Source organism: Geobacillus sp. G4 (assembly GCF_040327975.1).
Classification (GTDB): domain Bacteria; phylum Bacillota; class Bacilli; order Bacillales; family Anoxybacillaceae; genus Geobacillus; species Geobacillus thermoleovorans.
Genome location: NZ_JBEPJY010000012.1, coordinates 1 through 16,084 on the forward strand (window position 1 = coordinate 1; position 16,084 = coordinate 16,084).

Genomic DNA, 16,084 nt, shown 5'->3' on the forward strand with positions numbered 1-16,084 from the left:
GGATGGCCGCTGCTTTGTTTGAGTATGCCCAAATTTATGGAAGGCGTATGTCTAATTTTGGATAATCAACACTCGTGGTGCAAAAACATCAATCGTTTTTCTTCACCGTGACGTCCATCGGTTGGCCAAGCGTCATTTTGACGACGTCATAGCGGTCATTCAAGTACAAATCGAGAAAGCGGAACTGTCCTGCGAATTGTTCCGGGCTGTTCGTGATGGAAAATTGCAGCTGCATTGCGTAATCGCCGCTGTTGGCGAGCTGTTCGGCGATTTTTTCGATCTCTTCCTTCGGCACGTTGTACGCTTTTAAGTAAGAGATCGAGTCGGCGATCGCTTCGGCGTTGTCGTTGAAATAAATGGAGAGCGTCACCGTTGCGCCGTCGATGCGGCCTTCAAGCGGCAATGACATATTTTGGCCGTATAAGTACCAGCCGAACAGACGATTTCCTTTTTGCCGCTCGATGACAAACGGGACGGATTCATTTCCTGCCTGCAGAATGTACTGCCCTTTCAATGAGCGGGTGACAAGGGCGAGAAGCTCGTCTTTTGTGAACGGCACGTACTGGATGGCGTCCCCTTGTTTGGCATACAGCCCGCCGCCGAGGCTGTAATAGACGGCGTCACCTGCCCGTTTTTGGCTGTAGACGCGATACTCGCGCCCTTGTTTCGCTGTCATGGCGGGCTGCCATGTCGTTCCGTTCAGGCGGTACAGGGACGTATCGCGCAACATGACGACTTTGCCGATCATCCCTTGTTTCCATTGGACTTGCCCCCATTGGACGGCAGCGTCAGCCGCTTGTCCATTTCCTCCGAGGGCGATGGCGGCGGCGAGGCAAACGGCGGCCGCCATTCGCGATGCATGCTTCATTTTCTGTTCCTCCTCACTTGATCATCGTGGCCGTTTTGGCATGCTAGAACAATCGTTTCGCCCCTAAATACCGCTGCTTCCAATACGATTGGTCCAGGCGGCTGATCGTCACTCCAGTGGAGGCGCCGCTGTGGACGAACTGGCCGTTGCCGATATAGATGCCGGCGTGCGACGGACCGCTTACAGTCGTGGCGAAAAAGACGATGTCGCCGACTTCCGGGGCGGAAACGGCCGTGCCCGCATTCCACATCAAGGCGACGGTGCGCGGCACGGTGACGCCTTGTTGCTGGAAAAGGTAGAAAATGAAGCCGCTGCAGTCAAATCCCTCTTCCGGCGCATCGCCGCCCCAAACGTATGGGGTTCCGAGCAGCTCAGCCGCATCGGCGACGAGTTCGATGACGTCCAGCTTCGCCGCAGGGGCTTGTCCGATCAGGCGCTCGTATGTTTCGCCGTCAACAATGCCGGTCGCTGGGAGTTTGGCCGCTTGTTGGAAACGGCGGACGGCATCGGCGGTGGCAGTGCCGTAGTAGCCGGTGATGGCCGTGTAGAAGTAGCCGAGCTCTTTCAGCTTTGTCTGAATGCGCTTGACGTCTTCGCCGAGCGCGCCGATTGAGAGGCGAACCGCCAGGCGCTCGCGCTCGATCGGTGCAGGCGGGGGTGTTTTCGCTTTTACTGCGCTCGCAAGGAGGGCAGCGGTTTGGTTGTCGACCGCGCCGGTCACTGGCAGGCCGTTGTCGCGTTGAAAGCGGCGGATGGCGTCGGCCGTCAGCACCCCATAGTAGCCGGTGATGTCCGAATACGTAAAGTAGCCGAGTTGTTTGAGCTGTTGCTGCAGCTCGCGGACTTCGTCGCCGCGCGAACCGATCGTCAGCGCGTCAGATGACGTGGCCGGCTGACTTGTTGCTTTTTGCTTCAGCCGCTCAAGCGTCGCCCGGTCCGCCCGCCCGGTGGCGGGAAGCCCGTTCGCCCGTTGAAACTGCTTCACGGCATCGGCCGTCACCGCGCCATAGTAGCCGGTGATTTGCGGATAGCGAAAATAGCCGAGCTGTTTCAGCCGGCGTTGCAAATCACTGACGGCCGCGCCGCGGGAACCGATGGCGAGCGTGTCGTTTGACGCAGGCGCGCTTTTGAGCTTCGCGTAGGTGGCGTCATCGACGATGCCGGTGGCTGGCAAGTTCATCGCCCGTTGGAACGCTTTGACCGCTTCTTCGGTAATGGCGCCAAAGTAGCCGGTCGCTTGCGGATACGTGAAAAAGCCTTTTTCTTTCAAGCGCTGCTGGAGCTGTTTGATTTCAGGAGAACTCATGCCTTTCTTCCATTCCGCCGCTTGGCTCTCGTCCGGCGCGAGAAAAAAGGCAGAAGCCATGGCAGCGGCGAAAACAACGTGATTCGGTTTCACGGATGCGCCCTCTCCCTTCGCCGTCTGTTTCGTTTTTCATCTTTCATCGAGGCCTCATGCGGGATAGTTCCTCAGGCCGGCTTGACATCCCGCAGCCAAAAATAGTAATGTTCTATATTTTCAGTATAACGGACGAAAGCCATGAAAGGAAACGATTTTTTTTATTGGAAGAAGGAAGAAGTTTATGCGCCGGAACGGGGCATGCTTCGCTTCGGAGGCGACGGATACGTGAACAAATACGACACGCATCGATCGTCGACAAGGTAAATCGACTGCAGCACTTCATAAATGAGCTGTTTTTCCATCGCCAGCCATTCATCTGCGCGGATCGGGATGTATTTTTGCCTCGGTTCGTTCCACTCATAAAGGGCGACGGTAAACTTTTTTTGGCGAAGATCGAGCTTGACGATAAACATGTAAAGCTGGCTCGTGCATTTAAATACAAAATAGAGCTGGGCTTCCTTTGAGCAGGTGATCGTGCGGAACAGCGCCTCGCCTTCCGATGCAAAACGCATCCGTCCACCTTCGTTTTTCAGCGAGCGCAGCGAATCGGTGAAACTGGCCGGGGCGATCGTTTTCAGCCGCACGGAAAACGGATTTTTCATTTCCTTAATATAGATGTGGTACATTTTTTGGGCGTGTTTCTCCCCGTTTCGTTCACAAATGACAAAATCGGCAAGATAGATGTTCACCTTGACCCCCTCTTTTTGGTTCGTAATTTCCCATTTTTAACTAATTGTACTATGTCCTTCCTGGACAAAAAAGATGCCGAACGACGAAATCACGGACAAATCTGTTCTGATTTAGAAACAAAGATAGAAATGAGCGAAAAATGAACAACCATTGACTCCATGCTTTTCTATCTTTAAAGAGTAATGATGAAAAGCGTGGTGACGAACGATGACAAACTTGGGGGAGACGCTCAAACAACTGCGAAAACAACGGCGCTGGACACAGGAAGAGCTGGCCGAGCAGCTGAACGTGTCGCGTTCGCAAATCAGCAAATGGGAAAACGGCAGCTTGCTTCCAGATGTGCAGTCGCTTGAGAAGCTATGCCAGCTGTTTGATGTCAGCGCCGATTTTTTGCTTGGCGGCGAAACGCGCCAACGCGAGCTGTTGCGCGAAGTGACAGACATATACGGAACGGCGGACGTGCACGAAACGGTGCTCGCGGCGTTGGACTACTTGCTTCATAACCAAGAGATGAGCGAAGCGGTGTACACGCTCGCGAAGCTGCCGGATAAAAAGCGAAAACATGTCGAAACGATGATCGTGACGATCGTAAAAGAGTGCTCCGAGCTCATGTAGCTCCCCTCATGCTGAAAAAAAGCGCTAACAACGACGTGCTAGCGCCATCCGTTGGGGAGTGTTTGGGGACACGTTCTTTCTCTTGGGGATTCGCTTTGAAAGGCATGTATGGGGAAACGACTATACGTGCTCCGGCCATTCTGGTTTCTTTCCGGAGTGGAGAAATTGGACGGACTCCGCGACGACTTCGGTGACATAGACGCGTTGACCGTCTTTTTTATCGTAGCGGCGCGTTTGGATTCTCCCCGTCACCGCCACCATCGATCCTTTTCGGCAATAATTGGCGGTATGTTCCGCTGTTTTCCGCCATAAAACGCATGGAACGAAATCGGCGTCAATCCCCCCTTCCGCGTTGCGGAAATTTCTCGCCACCGCCAGCGTGACAGTCGCGACGGCAGCCCCTTCGGCCGTGTAGCGAAGCTCGGGATCTTTCGTCAACCGGCCGACCAACACGACTTGGTTGATCATGTGTTGGCGCATCCCCCCTTTCCTCCACCGCACCTTTATGATAACGAATCTCGTTTTGGGTCGTAAAATCGCGATTTTTGCATTTTTTGGCGCACTCTATGGATACAATTCAGCGAAAAAGGCGAAATCTTCGTCGACAATGGCGGGGCAAAATGGCGTTTTTGCCATCCGCCGGAAAATATGCAGATCGTTTTTCAGCAGGAAGGGCGGCATCCCGTTTTTCTTCCCTCGTCCGCCTGTGCTATAATCTTGGATAAGACAACGGTAACGAGGTGGACGAGATGAAAACGTTCAAGCTTGTCGGGCTCTCTGTCATCGACGACGACATGCACCGCCAAGATATCCCGTTTATTGACGGGTTGATCATCAACAAAGAAGACGGGCAAAACCGCTGGCTCGTGGAGGCGTATTTGGATGACGACTATGAGCCAATGTTTGTGAGCTTGCAGCGGCGTCCAGAGTTTCAACTGCAAGTGACGATCACCCACACGAGCAACGACCCGGCCAACATGCTCGTCGCCGTCCGTTCGATCACGAAAATGAACGGCCACATTAGCGTCTTGATGGAAGGGCTGATGATCCCGCGGCGCACCCATTTGGCGGAAGTCGTGCTGGCCGGCCTTGTCAAGAAAGGGTTGCAAGGCGAGGCGCTGCTTCAAGAGTTTCGCCAGCAAATGCATGAGCGAATCGATGCCAAGGCGCCGCAGGAACGGAAAAGGTAAAAGGCTGGAGAGCGCACTTTCCAGCCTTTTTGTTTGCCTTCCTGCAGGCAAGTGGATCATCCTCTTGGAAACGCCAGGGCATCAACCCGAACCGGGCGGGCGGTGACGATGCAGCGCTTCGGAGCGCGGCCGATGAGGCGAAACGGGTAGCACGTTGTCACCGTCAGCGTTGGGCGCGCTTTCTCGACCAAAACGGTCCGGTCGTTGTCATCGACGATGCGAATGTTGACGATGCGGTAATGGATGGCGGCGCGATCCGTCCGAATGATAAGCGCATCGCCGATCTCAAGCTCGCCAAAGCGGCGGAACACAGTATCCCGGTGCCCGGATAGCACGACATGCCCTCGTCCCCCCGGCCAATCGCTCGCTGGATAATGGCCGACACCTCGGCGCAATTCTTGTTCGCGGACGCCTTCATACACGGGAATCGCCGCCCCGAGCTTTGGGATGGCGAGCTCACCAAGGTAGACGCCAAGCGGTGCGTCTTTTTGCGCCGAACGTTCCGCTGGAAGGCTTGCGGCCGGCGGTGAGGAAGGCGCAGGAGCATCCCGCTTGACCGCCATCCAGCCGACGGTGTACCAATAGCCGTTCCAACCGGCCATCGCCGCCCCGATGACGATCGCCGCCAGCGCCGCCCATTGGGCGGCCCGGCGCCCCCACGAAAACTGCGCAGGCTTGCCGTTCACATTCCTTCACCCTTTCAGCCGCCCGACCCGCTGGTAAAGAAGGAACCCGGCGGAAGCGAGCATCAGTCCGGCCAACGTATAGGTCAAATACGGCGACGCCGTCTCCGGCAGTTTTTCCCCATACATCTTTCCTTTCATCTCTACAGCGAGCAGCCCCGCGTCAATGCCTTTCTCCCCCGCGCGGACGATGTAGCCTGATGTCAACATCTCCCGCGTTATGGCGATATCGGCGACCTCCTCGCCTTGGCGGTTGTACAATCGAATGCGGATCGGCTCCGCTCCGGCCGCCTTTATGTCCGGCTCGTCCGCCTCAAGTTTAAGCAAGCGAAGCCCCTCTTCCCACATCGCCCGCAGTTTGCGGCGCTCTGTTTCCTTCCACGGCCCTTCCATCTCCGCAAACGGACGCAGCCGTTCACGAAGCGCCACCAGCCGCCCAGCTAACTGCGGGTCGTCAAGCGAGGCAATATGGCGGGTGAGGGCGCGCACTTCTTGTTCCGTCATCCCGAGCGCCCCAAGCAAGTCGTTGATTTGCTGCATGGCGGCGTTGTGCTGCGAGTAAAAACGGATGGCCCGGTCTAAGTCTTCGATAAATGTGTAGTCTTGCACCGTTTCGCCAAACTGGCCAAGCAGCGCCTCGAGCTCCTCAACCGTCAGCCCGTGCCGGCGCAGAACGGCATGAAGCCGCTCGTCAGTGATGGGCGTGCCGAGCCATTGTTTCATCTCATCCATGGTGCGAAAATCGGCGGCTGTCAAGCCGTATTGATCCAAATAAGCCAACAGGTCGCTCACTGTCCAGCCGACGCTCTCAGCGTACTGCTCAAGCTCGCTTCGGCTGATGGCCGCCGCCCCAGCCGGAAACGAAGCGAAAACGGCGACAAGCACAGCCATTCCTAGCCATTGCCGCATTCGTTCTTCCTCCCTTCCGCTTTCTTTGACGTACATTGGTAGTATTTTCCGAACATGCCGCTCTTATGTACGCCAACCAGCGAAAAAAGAAGAAAGCTCGGCTTAGAGCGCTTGAACGTTCTCCCACCTACGCAAACGCTTAGAGATGGGAGATTCTCGGGGACACCTGCCATAAGGCAGACTGCCAGCCAGACCATTCCCGTCTGTCCCTGTGACTTGACTGTTCCAACGAAGTCCTTCTTTCAAGATATTTTGAGCGGCGTTGGGGGACATCCATGATGGAAGACGCTGATTCATTCCCCCCTTCGGCTGATCGCGTGAAAGCGGGGGCTTCTCGGTACATAAGAACAGGCGCCCGAGTTTCGGACGCCTGTTTCGCGTTAGGAAAGGGGGCTTACGGTTGCCTGTTGGAAGTAGGCGTTGTACAAGGCGCGAACCGCCTCGTTGACGACTTCTTCTTTGACGCCGAACATCATGCTCACTTCGGACGAACCTTGGTTGATCATCTCCAAGTTGATGTTGGCGTTGGCGAGCGCAGTCGTGGCTTTCGCCGCCATCCCGATCGTTTTTTCCATCCCTTCGCCGACGACCATAATGAGCGCCAAGCCGTACTCAATCGTCACCTCATCGACGGCAAGCTCCTCGCGGATGCGGGCGAGGATGCGCTCATCTTTTCCATCCACGAGCTGATCTGCCCGCAAAATGATCGACATGTTGTCGATGCCGGACGGCGTATGTTCGTAGGAGATGCCTTCGTCTTCTAAAATTTGCAGCACACGCCGGCCAAAGCCTATCTCACGGTTCATTAAGTATTTGCTGATGTTGATGCTGCAAAAGCCAGTGTCGCTCGCAATGCCGGCGACTGGTTCGTCGATATGATTGCGCTTGGCGACGATCCACGTGCCTGGAGCGGCCGGGTTGTTTGTGTTTTTTACGCAAACGGGGATGCCGGCGCGATAGACCGGCTCAAGCGCCTCGTCATGAAAGACGGAAAATCCGGAATACGACAGCTCACGCATCTCGCGGTACGTGATTTCTTTCAACTTGCGGGCATCAGCGACGATCGACGGATTGACGCAATAAATCGAGTCGACGTCGGTAAAGTTTTCGTACACGTCCGCTTTGACGCCCGCGGCGACGATCGAGCCCGTGATATCCGACCCGCCGCGCGGGAACGTGACGATATGGCCCGACCGAGAATAGCCGAAAAATCCCGGGATGACCAAAACGCCGCGACGTTCGCGCAGCTGCTTCAGTTTGTCGTACGACTCCGGCAGCACTTGGGCGTTGCCCGGCTCATCGGTGACGATGATGCCGGCTTCAAGCGGGCTGACGTAGCTCGCCTCAAGCCCGCAATCTTGCAAATAGAGCGCCATGAGCCTTGCGTTATGGTCTTCGCCGCTCGCTTTAATGGCGTCAAACAACCGAGGCGGCTCGCTTCGATAGGCGCTGATTTTCGACTGCAAGTCATCGACAAGCTCGGCCAAAAAGCCGTCGGCTTCCAGCCCCAGCTCATTGGCAATGTCAGCATACCGCTTCACGATCGCTTCCATTGTTTCCTCATGCGGCTCGCCAGCCACAATTTGTTCGGCCAGCTGGATGAGCATATCGGTCACTTTCACATCGTCTTTGTACCGTTTCCCCGGCGCCGACACGACGACGATGCGGCGCTCGATATCCGAGCTGACGATGTCGGCCACTTTACGGAATTGTGCAGCGCTCGCCACCGAACTTCCACCGAATTTGGCTACTTTCATCGTTCATGACCCTTTCTGTCGAAAGTCTCTATAATTGTTTATCATATCACATTTTTCCGCCCATGGAACTATTCATTTTTTAGAAATTTCCGCGAACGTCCCAAAACGCCGCCATCGCCGGCCATGACTCTCTTCAAAACAGATGGCGCCGTGCTTCGTCAATGGAAAGACGGTGCTGCAACAGCCCCCCGCCTTGACAAACGGATGATGGTTCAGCACAGCGCCGTTTTTCCATCGTTCCTCCTTGATTTTTCCCAAAACGGCCGCTCTGCCTCACGTTTGTGCCACATTGCCGCGGCGGACGTTGGCGATTCCTTCTTTGCAGACGCCATACGGCAGCCACGAGCAGTTGCGGCATAACTCGTCCAAATCATCCGGCTTGACCCGTTCCGCCGTCCGCCGGATCAGTTCGGACTTCCAATACACATTGCCCGGCTCCAAGCCTAAATGGCGAATGACGTTTCCGTCAAGCGAACGGACGTGGGCATCGGAATTCGGGCCGGCTTCACACGTTGTCTCCCCATGATGTGGGCAGGCGAGGCACGCTTCATCGAGCGCCGCGACGACTTCAATCGGGAAATCGTCGTGTTCATCGCGAATGCGGGCCACGATCTCCCACATTTTTTCCACGAACGACGGGCTGTAGCCCATGCCGCGAAACCCGTGCACACAAAGCAAATGATGGCCGCGCAAACGAACCGGTTTCATCTTCTCTCCCCTTCCTTTCTTTCCTTTGGCGGGTATTGGTCAAGGGCGAATCTGGCTCTGAGAATACCCTACGATGCCCAACGGGATGGCTCGTGTGGAGTTTTCATAGAACTTTTGACGCTGCCTTCTTTCCTCTCTTCAGACATATGCCGCCCGGCCCAATCGTTTCTATCGTTTTTGACTCCATCATACGTCAACTCTTTTCATTGAGCAACTGGCACCTCGATAACCAGCAGCGGACAGCTAAGCGACATCCCTTTCAGACCTATGCATCGTCTATGAAACGGTGGGCTCCCGGCCTTCGCCCAAACCGCCGTTTTCCTCGGTCAATTCGGAAAAATAACGGATCTGCTTTATACAGACAGCCGTCATGATACAATGAGAAAGGGAACGATGTTGCTGGGAAAGGACTGGCTGATCATGACGAAAGAAGAATTGGCACGCTCGCTTTCCGTCTTGCTTCATGAGCTGACGAAATCATGGCGGAAAGAAAAAATTCATTCCGATGTGCTCGAAATCATTATGAAACTGCGCATTCAAACCGATGACGACGACCAATACGTTGCCGATCTGCTCGGCAACATCGCGTTTGCGAGCGAATCGGCTCATGCGCTCAAGCAAATTTGGGGCTATATGCTGCGCGAGCAAACCTTTCTATCGCCACAGACGATCGAGGCGATGCTCACTGACGCCCAGCGCAAGATCCAGCGCCGGCTGTCAGAGATGACGGCCCGCTATGAGCGTCCGTTTTTGTCCATCGATGACCCGCTCGAGCGGAAACGCCAGCTTGAGCGCTCCTACGGTGCGCTTCTTTTGTTCAACCGGATCGCCACCGACTTTTTGCTTGAGTTCGTCCGCGAAGAAAACGAAACGGCAGCGAGCGTCTTTTTCGCCGCCGACCCGAACGAGGCGATCGAAGTGTTCCATCATCTTTGCAGCGTCTACGCGAGCCGCTGGCTGGAAGGCCTGGAAGTCGATTGATGGACAAACCGTCGATTCAAGTCCTTGAAGCCAACCAAAGGTGCCCCAAAAGCGGCGGGGCGCCTTTTCTCATCACCATCTATACTGCCGCATTGGCATTTTCGATTTGACAGTATTGTCCAGCCATGATATTGTATTCATTGGAAAGAATTTTTATAATATTCTTTCGTTTGTAAGCGAATACAAAAAACTCAAATGAAGGAGGAATCGGGGATGATCTACGCACAACCAGGCCAGCCAGGTGCGCTTGTCACATTTAAAAAGCGCTACGAAAACTTCATTGGCGGCAAATGGGTGCCGCCGGTCGACGGCGAGTATTTCGAAAATATCACGCCAATCACCGGACAGCCGTATTGCGAAGTGCCGCGCTCAAAAGCGGCGGACATCGAACTGGCGCTTGACGCCGCCCATGCGGCAAAAGACGCATGGGGACGCACGTCTCCAGCGGAGCGCGCCCGTTTGCTGAACAAAATCGCCGATCGGATGGAAGAAAACTTGGAAATGCTGGCCGTCGCCGAAACGTGGGAAAACGGCAAGCCGATCCGCGAGACGCTCGCGGCTGACATTCCGCTCGCCATCGACCATTTCCGCTATTTCGCCAGCTGCATCCGCGCGCAAGAAGGCACCATTTCGGAAATCGATCATGACACGGTCGCCTATCATTTCAAAGAACCGCTCGGCGTTGTCGGACAAATCATCCCGTGGAACTTCCCGATTTTAATGGCGGCCTGGAAGCTCGCGCCAGCGCTCGCGGCCGGCAACTGCGTCGTGTTGAAACCGGCGGAGCAAACGCCGACGTCGATCCTCGTTCTCATCGAACTCATCGAAGATTTGCTTCCGCCTGGCGTCGTCAACGTTGTGAACGGCTTTGGCTTAGAAGCCGGCAAGCCGCTCGCCTCGAATCCACGCGTGGCGAAAGTGGCGTTCACCGGTGAAACGACGACCGGACGGCTCATCATGCAGTACGCCTCGCAAAACATCGTGCCGGTCACGCTTGAGCTTGGCGGCAAGTCCCCGAACATTTTCTTCGCTGATGTGATGGACAAAGATGACGAGTTTCTCGATAAAGCCCTCGAAGGGTTTACGATGTTCGCTCTAAACCAAGGCGAAGTGTGCACATGCCCGTCGCGCGCCCTCATCCACGAGTCGATTTACGATGCCTTTATGGAACGGGCGCTTGAACGCGTCAAGCAAATCAAGCAAGGCAATCCGCTCGATACGGAAACAATGATCGGCGCCCAAGCCTCGTCCGAGCAGCTCGAGAAAATTTTGTCATACATCGACATCGGCAAACAGGAAGGCGCCGAACTTTTGATCGGCGGCGAACGGAACATGCTGGAAGGGGAACTCGCCGGCGGATACTATGTCAAGCCGACGATTTTCAAAGGACATAACAAAATGCGCATCTTCCAAGAAGAAATTTTCGGCCCGGTGCTCGCGGTCACGACGTTTAAAGATCACGACGAAGCGCTTTCGATCGCCAATGAGACGCTGTACGGCCTTGGCGCCGGCGTCTGGACGCGCGACATCAACACCGCGTACCGGTTCGGCCGCGGCATCCAGGCCGGCCGCGTGTGGACGAACTGCTATCACATTTATCCGGCCCATGCGGCATTTGGCGGCTACAAGATGTCCGGCATCGGCCGCGAAACGCACAAAATGATGCTCGACCATTACCAACAAACGAAAAACTTGCTCGTCAGCTATTCGCCGAAAAAACTTGGCTTGTTCTGACATTGGTCCACCTGCTCTTCCACAGCAAAAGGCAGCGCCGACGCGCTGCCTTTTGCCCACTGTTGCATCCATTGCCGCCAAAACCACGCAAACGCCTTTTGATGATGGAATGGAAAACAACGCAGCAACCGTTCCATTCGACGAATTCAGCGCAGCTGCGCCAGGCCGGCGCCTGTCTTTGACCGTGATGCGAAAGGAGGTGCATCCGATGCCTAATGAACCGAAAGTCATCGCCACCGAAGCGGCGTTAAAATTGATTGAAAAATTAAAGGCGAAATACGGGCCGCTCATGTTCCATCAATCCGGCGGCTGCTGCGACGGCAGCTCGCCGATGTGCTACCCGCTCGGTGAGTTGATCGTCGGCGATTCCGACGTTTTGCTTGGCGAAATCGGCGGCTGCCCGTTTTACATCGCCAAGGCGCAATACGAATATTGGAAGCATACACAGCTCATCATCGATGTCGTTCCGGGGCGCGGCGGCATGTTTTCACTGGAAGGCCCGGAAGGCATCCGCTTTCTCACCCGCTCGCGCGTCTTCGGCCAAAGCGAGGATGCAGGTGCGCCGTAAGCCGCCCATTGCGGGACGCCGCTGTGAACCCGCCATGTGCGATGTATGAATCGCTTGTCCAATGAAAAGCACGGAGCTCGACCGCTCCCCTTCGCCCCCGTTCCCAGATGCTTTATCCCCTTCGGAGCGGTTTGTTCGTCGCAACAAAAAAATGGCGGTCCGCCACCTGACCAAATGAGGCGTGGTCCGCCATGTCCTTTTCTTTACTCAGCCTCTTTTGCCTGCTTCATCGCCTCTGCCCGATCAGACAAGACAATCCGTTTCAAGCCGAACACTAAAAGCAAGCCGACCGCGATAAACGCGAGCCCGAACCAAAAGACGGCTTGCAGGGAATCGACAAGCGATTGCTTCAGCACCGGCACGAACATGTCGCGCAGCAGCGCTGGAATCTTGGCCATCGCTTCCGGACTGAGCAGAACGGAATACAGCCCTTGCGGATCATCATGGATCATGCCGGCAAAGCGGTCGACAAGCCCTTTCGCCTGCGCCGGCAGCGCTTCGAGCTTTGGCATGAGCCGCTCGTCAAGCAAGGCGCTCGACCGGTGGTTCATGATGGCGCCAAGCACCGTCATCCCAAACGTCCCGCCGATCGAGCGGAAAAATTGGCTTGAAGACGTCACGACGCCAAGCTCCGATTTTGGAAAGCTTTCTTGCAGGGCGAGCGTCAAAATCGGCATCACGAGCCCTGTGCCAAGACCGAGAATGATCATATACATCGTCGCCGTCCATTTCGACGTCTCGACATCCATCGTGCCAAGCAGCCCGAATGCGGACGCCATAACGGCCATGCCGATGATCAGCTGCGGCTTCACCCCGATCCGGTATACCAGTCGACCGCCAAGGACGCTGCCGATGATCATCGTGATCATCATCGGCGTCATAATCGTCCCGGATTGGGTGGCGCTCACACCGACAATGCCTTGCATAAAAAACGGCACAAACATAATCGCGCCAAACATGCCGACGCTCATGAAAAAGCCGATGCCATTGAGCAGCGTAAACGTCCGATTGCGGAACAACCGAAGCGGAATGATCGGCTCCTCCGCCCGTTTTTCCGCCCAAACAAACAAAGCGAAAAAGACAACCGCGGCCGCAAACAACGAAACGATTTGCCACGACCCCCACGGATATCGGTCGCCGCCAAACGTCAACCCCAACAACAAGCTGACGACGCCCGCCGTCAACGTCGCCATCCCGGCGATGTCAAATTTCACCGGCCCTTCGGCTTTATATTTGCTTAACCCCATCGCAATCAGCACCGTGGCGAGAATGCCGACCGGCAAGTTGATGTAAAACACCCAGCGCCAGTTCAAATGGTCGACGATAAAGCCGCCGATTTGCGGGCCCAGCACTGAAGCGAGACCGTACAAACCGCCGAACACCCCTTGCCATTTCGCCCGCTCCTTGCCGGTGAACACGTCACCGATGACAATCATCGCCATCGGCATCATAATCCCGCCGCCCAGTCCTTGAATGCCGCGGTAAATGATGAGCTCGGTCATATCGTTCGCCATGCCGCAAAGCGCTGAACCAGCCATAAAAATGACCAACCCGCTCACATAGACAATCCGACGGCCCAATAAGTCGGCGAGCTTGCCGGCGATCGGCACGACCGTCGTCGACGTCAACATATACGCTGTCGTCAGCCACGTCATAATCCCCAATCCGTGAAGCTCCCCGACGATGCGCGGCATCGCCGTGCCGACGATCGTCCCGTCTAATGCCGCAAACAGCATGGCAATGATCAACCCGGTAATGAGCAACGGGCGATGACGAATGGTGCTCGCTGGCACTGTTAACGCTTTTTCCATGGTTCTCTCTCCCATCCATTGAGTCGTTGATACGCTTCCATTTCTTGGCTCAGTGCGTCCAAAGCCGACGCAAGTCGAGGCGCCTGTTGATGGCGCAAATACAAAAGCAGCGCTTCAACGATATAGGCGCGCGGCGGCTCATTGCGCCCAAGCACTTCCTCCTCCAGCGCCGCTACGGCTTCAAGCACATCGTTCGCCTGCTTCGGATCGAGCCCGTTGGCGGCCTCCCGGACGGCGGCGAACGCTGAAGCCAGCCGCTCCCGCTGGCGCTTGCGCTCGCGCTCTTCGAGTTCTATCCATGGCACGAGCGCCTCCTCGGTCAACAACGGGCGCTCGCCGGCCGCAAAGCTAGCAACAATGGCATCAATGCGGCGCACGAGAAAACGAGCCGCTGCGTCCGCATCAAACGCCTCCTCGCGAAAAAAGAAGTAAAACAAATATTGTCGGATGATGCCGTTGGTCATCATGGCGACATCATACACATACGGACAGACTTCCTCTCCGTACACCTCCGCCAGACGGGTGCAATACCATAAAAACAGGCGCCCATGCTGGCGGAACATATACCGTTCCACTTCCGGATTGACTTTCGGCAATTGCTCCGACATCATCATACGCAAAAAGTCTTTGTACTCGCGAATGTGAGAAAAATGGGCGGCCAGCTGGCGAGTAAACCGTTCTTTTTCCGTCCCTTCCCCGCCGCCCGCCATGAAATCAGCGACCATTTTTTCGCTGTAGTAGCGGAGCACCGCCAGCAACAAATCTTCCTTCGAGGCGAAATGGTGATAAAACGCTCCTTTGGAAATCCCCCATGCCTCGACCAAATCTTGAATCGACGTCTCATGATACCCTTTTTCGGCAAACAATTTCATTGCCGCCTCAATAAATTGGACGCGCCGTTCATCCATGGCAACGACTCATTCCTTTCCCATTCGCTGTCATCCATTGCCGATACGACGGCAACACCGCGCGCGGTTTCACGAAATCAACCCGTACGCCGCGCTGTTGCAGCCATTCAACCAACCGTCGAACATCGGTCATTGTCCTCGCCTCCATATCCCATATGACCATTTGGTCAAAACGATTATAAACTACTGTTATAAAGGTATGCAACTCAAAAACGATATTTTTTGACCAAATAGTCATTTTTTCAGACTAAATTTGTTGAACAATCAGTCAACATCCCTGCCTTCAAACAAAAAAAAACGGCCCCACCGCCTGATTGAAGACGGTGGACGGCCGTTCTTGCTATTCATTTGCCGCCGCTGCGAGCGCCAAGGCACCCGCAACACCGGCGTTGTCGCCAAGCCCTGGGAGGACGATGTACTCGTCGATCTTCTCGAGAATCGTTTCGTGCTGAACATACCCATTGAGCAACTCCTGCACATGACGGCGCACAAGCGGCAACACGTGCGTCTGCTTCATGACGCCCCCGCCCGTGATCACCTTTTTCGGCGATAAAATGAGGATGTAGTTGGCGATCGCTTGGGCTAAGTAAAACGCCTCAAGCTCCCACACCTCGCTCCGGTCGGCCAGCTCCGCCCCCTTTTTCCCCCAACGCCGCTCAATCGCCGGGCCGGACGCCATGCCTTCCAAACAGTCGCCATGATACGGGCAGATGCCGGCAAACGCATCATCCGGATGGCGGCGGACGAACATATGTCCCATTTCTGGATGAAGCATCCCGTGAAGCAGACGCCCTTCCACGACGGCGCCGACACCAATGCCTGTCCCGACCGTCATATATAGGCAGCTATCCAATCCTTGCGCCGCCCCCCAGCGCAGCTCGCCGAGCGCCGCCGCGTTGACATCCGTGTCAAAGCCGATCGGCACGGGAAAATGCTGCTTCATCGTGCCGACAAAATCAAACTGCGCCCACGCCTGTTTCGGCGTGCTCGTAATATACCCGTACGTCGGACTGTCCGGACGCAAATCGACCGGGCCGAACGACCCGATGCCAATCGCCTCGATGCGGTGCGGACGGAAAAAGTCGATGACGTGCGCCATCGTCTCTTCCGGCGCCGTCGTCGGAAACACCGCTCGTTCATGGATGTTCCCCTGTTCATCGCCGATGGCGCAGACAAATTTCGTGCCTCCAGCTTCAATGGCTCCTAGGATCATATGTACGCCTCTCTTTCTTCATCTGCTCTTTTCTTGTATCTATCTTA

At 55.6% G+C, this 16,084-nt stretch carries 17 protein-coding genes; 5 read left to right on the forward strand and 12 right to left on the reverse strand.

The window, feature by feature from the left end:
- Positions 1-88 precede the first annotated feature (88 nt).
- The 3 genes from ABS784_RS13230 to ABS784_RS13240 all read right to left on the reverse strand — a co-directional run bounded on the left by ABS784_RS13230 (position 89) and on the right by ABS784_RS13240 (position 2,959).
- Positions 89-868: a hypothetical protein gene (locus ABS784_RS13230; RefSeq protein ID WP_352512782.1), complete on the reverse strand. Its 780-nt coding sequence runs from the start codon at positions 866-868 to the stop codon at positions 89-91.
- A 43-nt stretch (positions 869-911) separates the two neighbouring features.
- On the reverse strand, positions 912-2,267 hold the full coding sequence (locus ABS784_RS13235; RefSeq protein WP_352512784.1) for a C40 family peptidase: 1,356 nt from the start codon (positions 2,265-2,267) through the stop codon (positions 912-914).
- 182 nt (positions 2,268-2,449) lie between these two features.
- The gene (locus ABS784_RS13240) at positions 2,450-2,959 is read right to left on the reverse strand and encodes a hypothetical protein (protein ID WP_011232659.1); all 510 of its coding nucleotides are present in this window, start codon (positions 2,957-2,959) and stop codon (positions 2,450-2,452) included.
- Between the two features lie 208 nt (positions 2,960-3,167).
- Here ABS784_RS13240 and ABS784_RS13245 point away from each other — a divergent pair, with 208 nt between their 5' ends.
- Positions 3,168-3,575: a helix-turn-helix domain-containing protein gene (locus tag ABS784_RS13245; RefSeq protein WP_014196835.1), complete on the forward strand. Its 408-nt coding sequence runs from the start codon at positions 3,168-3,170 to the stop codon at positions 3,573-3,575.
- 120 nt (positions 3,576-3,695) lie between these two features.
- Here ABS784_RS13245 and ssb read toward each other — a convergent pair whose 3' ends face one another.
- Positions 3,696-4,055, reverse strand: coding sequence for a single-stranded DNA-binding protein (ssb, locus tag ABS784_RS13250; protein ID WP_011232661.1), 360 nt, complete (start codon positions 4,053-4,055; stop codon positions 3,696-3,698).
- Positions 4,056-4,324: 269 nt separating this feature from the next.
- On the opposite strand from ssb, the gene ABS784_RS13255 reads away from it, so the two are divergent.
- Positions 4,325-4,765 carry a YwpF-like family protein gene (locus ABS784_RS13255; protein ID WP_013146485.1) on the forward strand — a complete coding sequence of 147 codons (441 nt, stop codon included), beginning with the start codon at positions 4,325-4,327 and terminating at the stop codon, positions 4,763-4,765.
- Between the two features lie 56 nt (positions 4,766-4,821).
- Here ABS784_RS13255 and ABS784_RS13260 read toward each other — a convergent pair whose 3' ends face one another.
- The 4 genes from ABS784_RS13260 to ABS784_RS13275 form a co-directional block, all read right to left on the reverse strand.
- On the reverse strand, positions 4,822-5,451 hold the full coding sequence (locus tag ABS784_RS13260) for a class D sortase (protein ID WP_144329780.1): 630 nt from the start codon (positions 5,449-5,451) through the stop codon (positions 4,822-4,824).
- Positions 5,452-5,457: 6 nt separating this feature from the next.
- A complete protein-coding gene (locus tag ABS784_RS13265) occupies positions 5,458-6,357 on the reverse strand; it encodes a processed acidic surface protein (protein WP_352512787.1) in 900 nt (299 codons plus the stop codon).
- Positions 6,358-6,737: 380 nt separating this feature from the next.
- Complete coding sequence (locus ABS784_RS13270) at positions 6,738-8,114, reverse strand: aspartate kinase (RefSeq protein WP_023634590.1); 1,377 nt, start codon at positions 8,112-8,114, stop codon at positions 6,738-6,740.
- Between the two features lie 273 nt (positions 8,115-8,387).
- Positions 8,388-8,822, reverse strand: a complete 435-nt coding sequence (locus tag ABS784_RS13275; protein WP_025039145.1) for a DUF1284 domain-containing protein — start codon at positions 8,820-8,822, stop codon at positions 8,388-8,390.
- 393 nt (positions 8,823-9,215) lie between these two features.
- Here ABS784_RS13275 and ABS784_RS13280 point away from each other — a divergent pair, with 393 nt between their 5' ends.
- The 3 genes from ABS784_RS13280 (at position 9,216) to ABS784_RS13290 (ending at position 12,105) form a co-directional block, all read left to right on the forward strand.
- Positions 9,216-9,803, forward strand: coding sequence for a hypothetical protein (locus ABS784_RS13280; protein WP_014196843.1), 588 nt, complete (start codon positions 9,216-9,218; stop codon positions 9,801-9,803).
- A gap of 213 nt (positions 9,804-10,016) precedes the next feature.
- A complete protein-coding gene (adh, locus tag ABS784_RS13285) occupies positions 10,017-11,537 on the forward strand; it encodes an aldehyde dehydrogenase (protein WP_131874209.1) in 1,521 nt (506 codons plus the stop codon).
- Between the two features lie 208 nt (positions 11,538-11,745).
- Entirely contained in the window at positions 11,746-12,105 is a 360-nt protein-coding gene (locus tag ABS784_RS13290; protein ID WP_352512790.1) for a DUF779 domain-containing protein, read from the forward strand.
- A gap of 203 nt (positions 12,106-12,308) precedes the next feature.
- Here ABS784_RS13290 and ABS784_RS13295 read toward each other — a convergent pair whose 3' ends face one another.
- The 4 genes from ABS784_RS13295 to ABS784_RS13310 form a co-directional block, all read right to left on the reverse strand.
- Entirely contained in the window at positions 12,309-13,916 is a 1,608-nt protein-coding gene (locus ABS784_RS13295) for an MDR family MFS transporter (RefSeq protein WP_069304529.1), read from the reverse strand.
- Positions 13,901-14,824, reverse strand: coding sequence for a TetR/AcrR family transcriptional regulator (locus ABS784_RS13300; RefSeq protein WP_352512792.1), 924 nt, complete (start codon positions 14,822-14,824; stop codon positions 13,901-13,903). Before ABS784_RS13300 ends, ABS784_RS13295 begins: the two co-directional genes overlap by 16 nt.
- A complete protein-coding gene (locus ABS784_RS13305) occupies positions 14,817-14,957 on the reverse strand; it encodes a hypothetical protein (RefSeq protein WP_013146496.1) in 141 nt (46 codons plus the stop codon). The genes ABS784_RS13300 and ABS784_RS13305 overlap by 8 nt, the downstream gene beginning before the upstream one ends.
- Positions 14,958-15,164: 207 nt before the next feature.
- Positions 15,165-16,037 (reverse strand): ROK family protein, encoded by an 873-nt coding sequence (locus ABS784_RS13310; RefSeq protein WP_042379328.1) that lies wholly within the window; start codon positions 16,035-16,037, stop codon positions 15,165-15,167.
- Between the last annotated feature and the right edge of the window lie 47 nt (positions 16,038-16,084).

Excerpts from the sequence above, each read along its gene's own strand:
- ABS784_RS13230 (WP_352512782.1), bottom strand. The coding sequence starts at position 868 with ATGAAGCATGCATCGCGAATGGCGGCCGCCGTTTGCCTCGCCGCCGCC.
- ABS784_RS13245 (WP_014196835.1), top strand. The coding sequence starts at position 3,168 with ATGACAAACTTGGGGGAGACGCTCAAACAACTGCGAAAACAACGGCGC.
- ssb (WP_011232661.1), bottom strand. The coding sequence starts at position 4,055 with ATGCGCCAACACATGATCAACCAAGTCGTGTTGGTCGGCCGGTTGACG.
- ABS784_RS13255 (WP_013146485.1), top strand. The coding sequence starts at position 4,325 with ATGAAAACGTTCAAGCTTGTCGGGCTCTCTGTCATCGACGACGACATG.
- ABS784_RS13265 (WP_352512787.1), bottom strand. The coding sequence starts at position 6,357 with ATGCGGCAATGGCTAGGAATGGCTGTGCTTGTCGCCGTTTTCGCTTCG.
- ABS784_RS13270 (WP_023634590.1), bottom strand. The coding sequence starts at position 8,114 with ATGAAAGTAGCCAAATTCGGTGGAAGTTCGGTGGCGAGCGCTGCACAA.
- ABS784_RS13275 (WP_025039145.1), bottom strand. The coding sequence starts at position 8,822 with ATGAAACCGGTTCGTTTGCGCGGCCATCATTTGCTTTGTGTGCACGGG.
- ABS784_RS13280 (WP_014196843.1), top strand. The coding sequence starts at position 9,216 with ATGTTGCTGGGAAAGGACTGGCTGATCATGACGAAAGAAGAATTGGCA.
- adh (WP_131874209.1), top strand. The coding sequence starts at position 10,017 with ATGATCTACGCACAACCAGGCCAGCCAGGTGCGCTTGTCACATTTAAA.
- ABS784_RS13290 (WP_352512790.1), top strand. The coding sequence starts at position 11,746 with ATGCCTAATGAACCGAAAGTCATCGCCACCGAAGCGGCGTTAAAATTG.
- ABS784_RS13295 (WP_069304529.1), bottom strand. The coding sequence starts at position 13,916 with ATGGAAAAAGCGTTAACAGTGCCAGCGAGCACCATTCGTCATCGCCCG.
- ABS784_RS13300 (WP_352512792.1), bottom strand. The coding sequence starts at position 14,824 with ATGGATGAACGGCGCGTCCAATTTATTGAGGCGGCAATGAAATTGTTT.
- ABS784_RS13305 (WP_013146496.1), bottom strand. The coding sequence starts at position 14,957 with ATGACCGATGTTCGACGGTTGGTTGAATGGCTGCAACAGCGCGGCGTA.
- ABS784_RS13310 (WP_042379328.1), bottom strand. The coding sequence starts at position 16,037 with ATGATCCTAGGAGCCATTGAAGCTGGAGGCACGAAATTTGTCTGCGCC.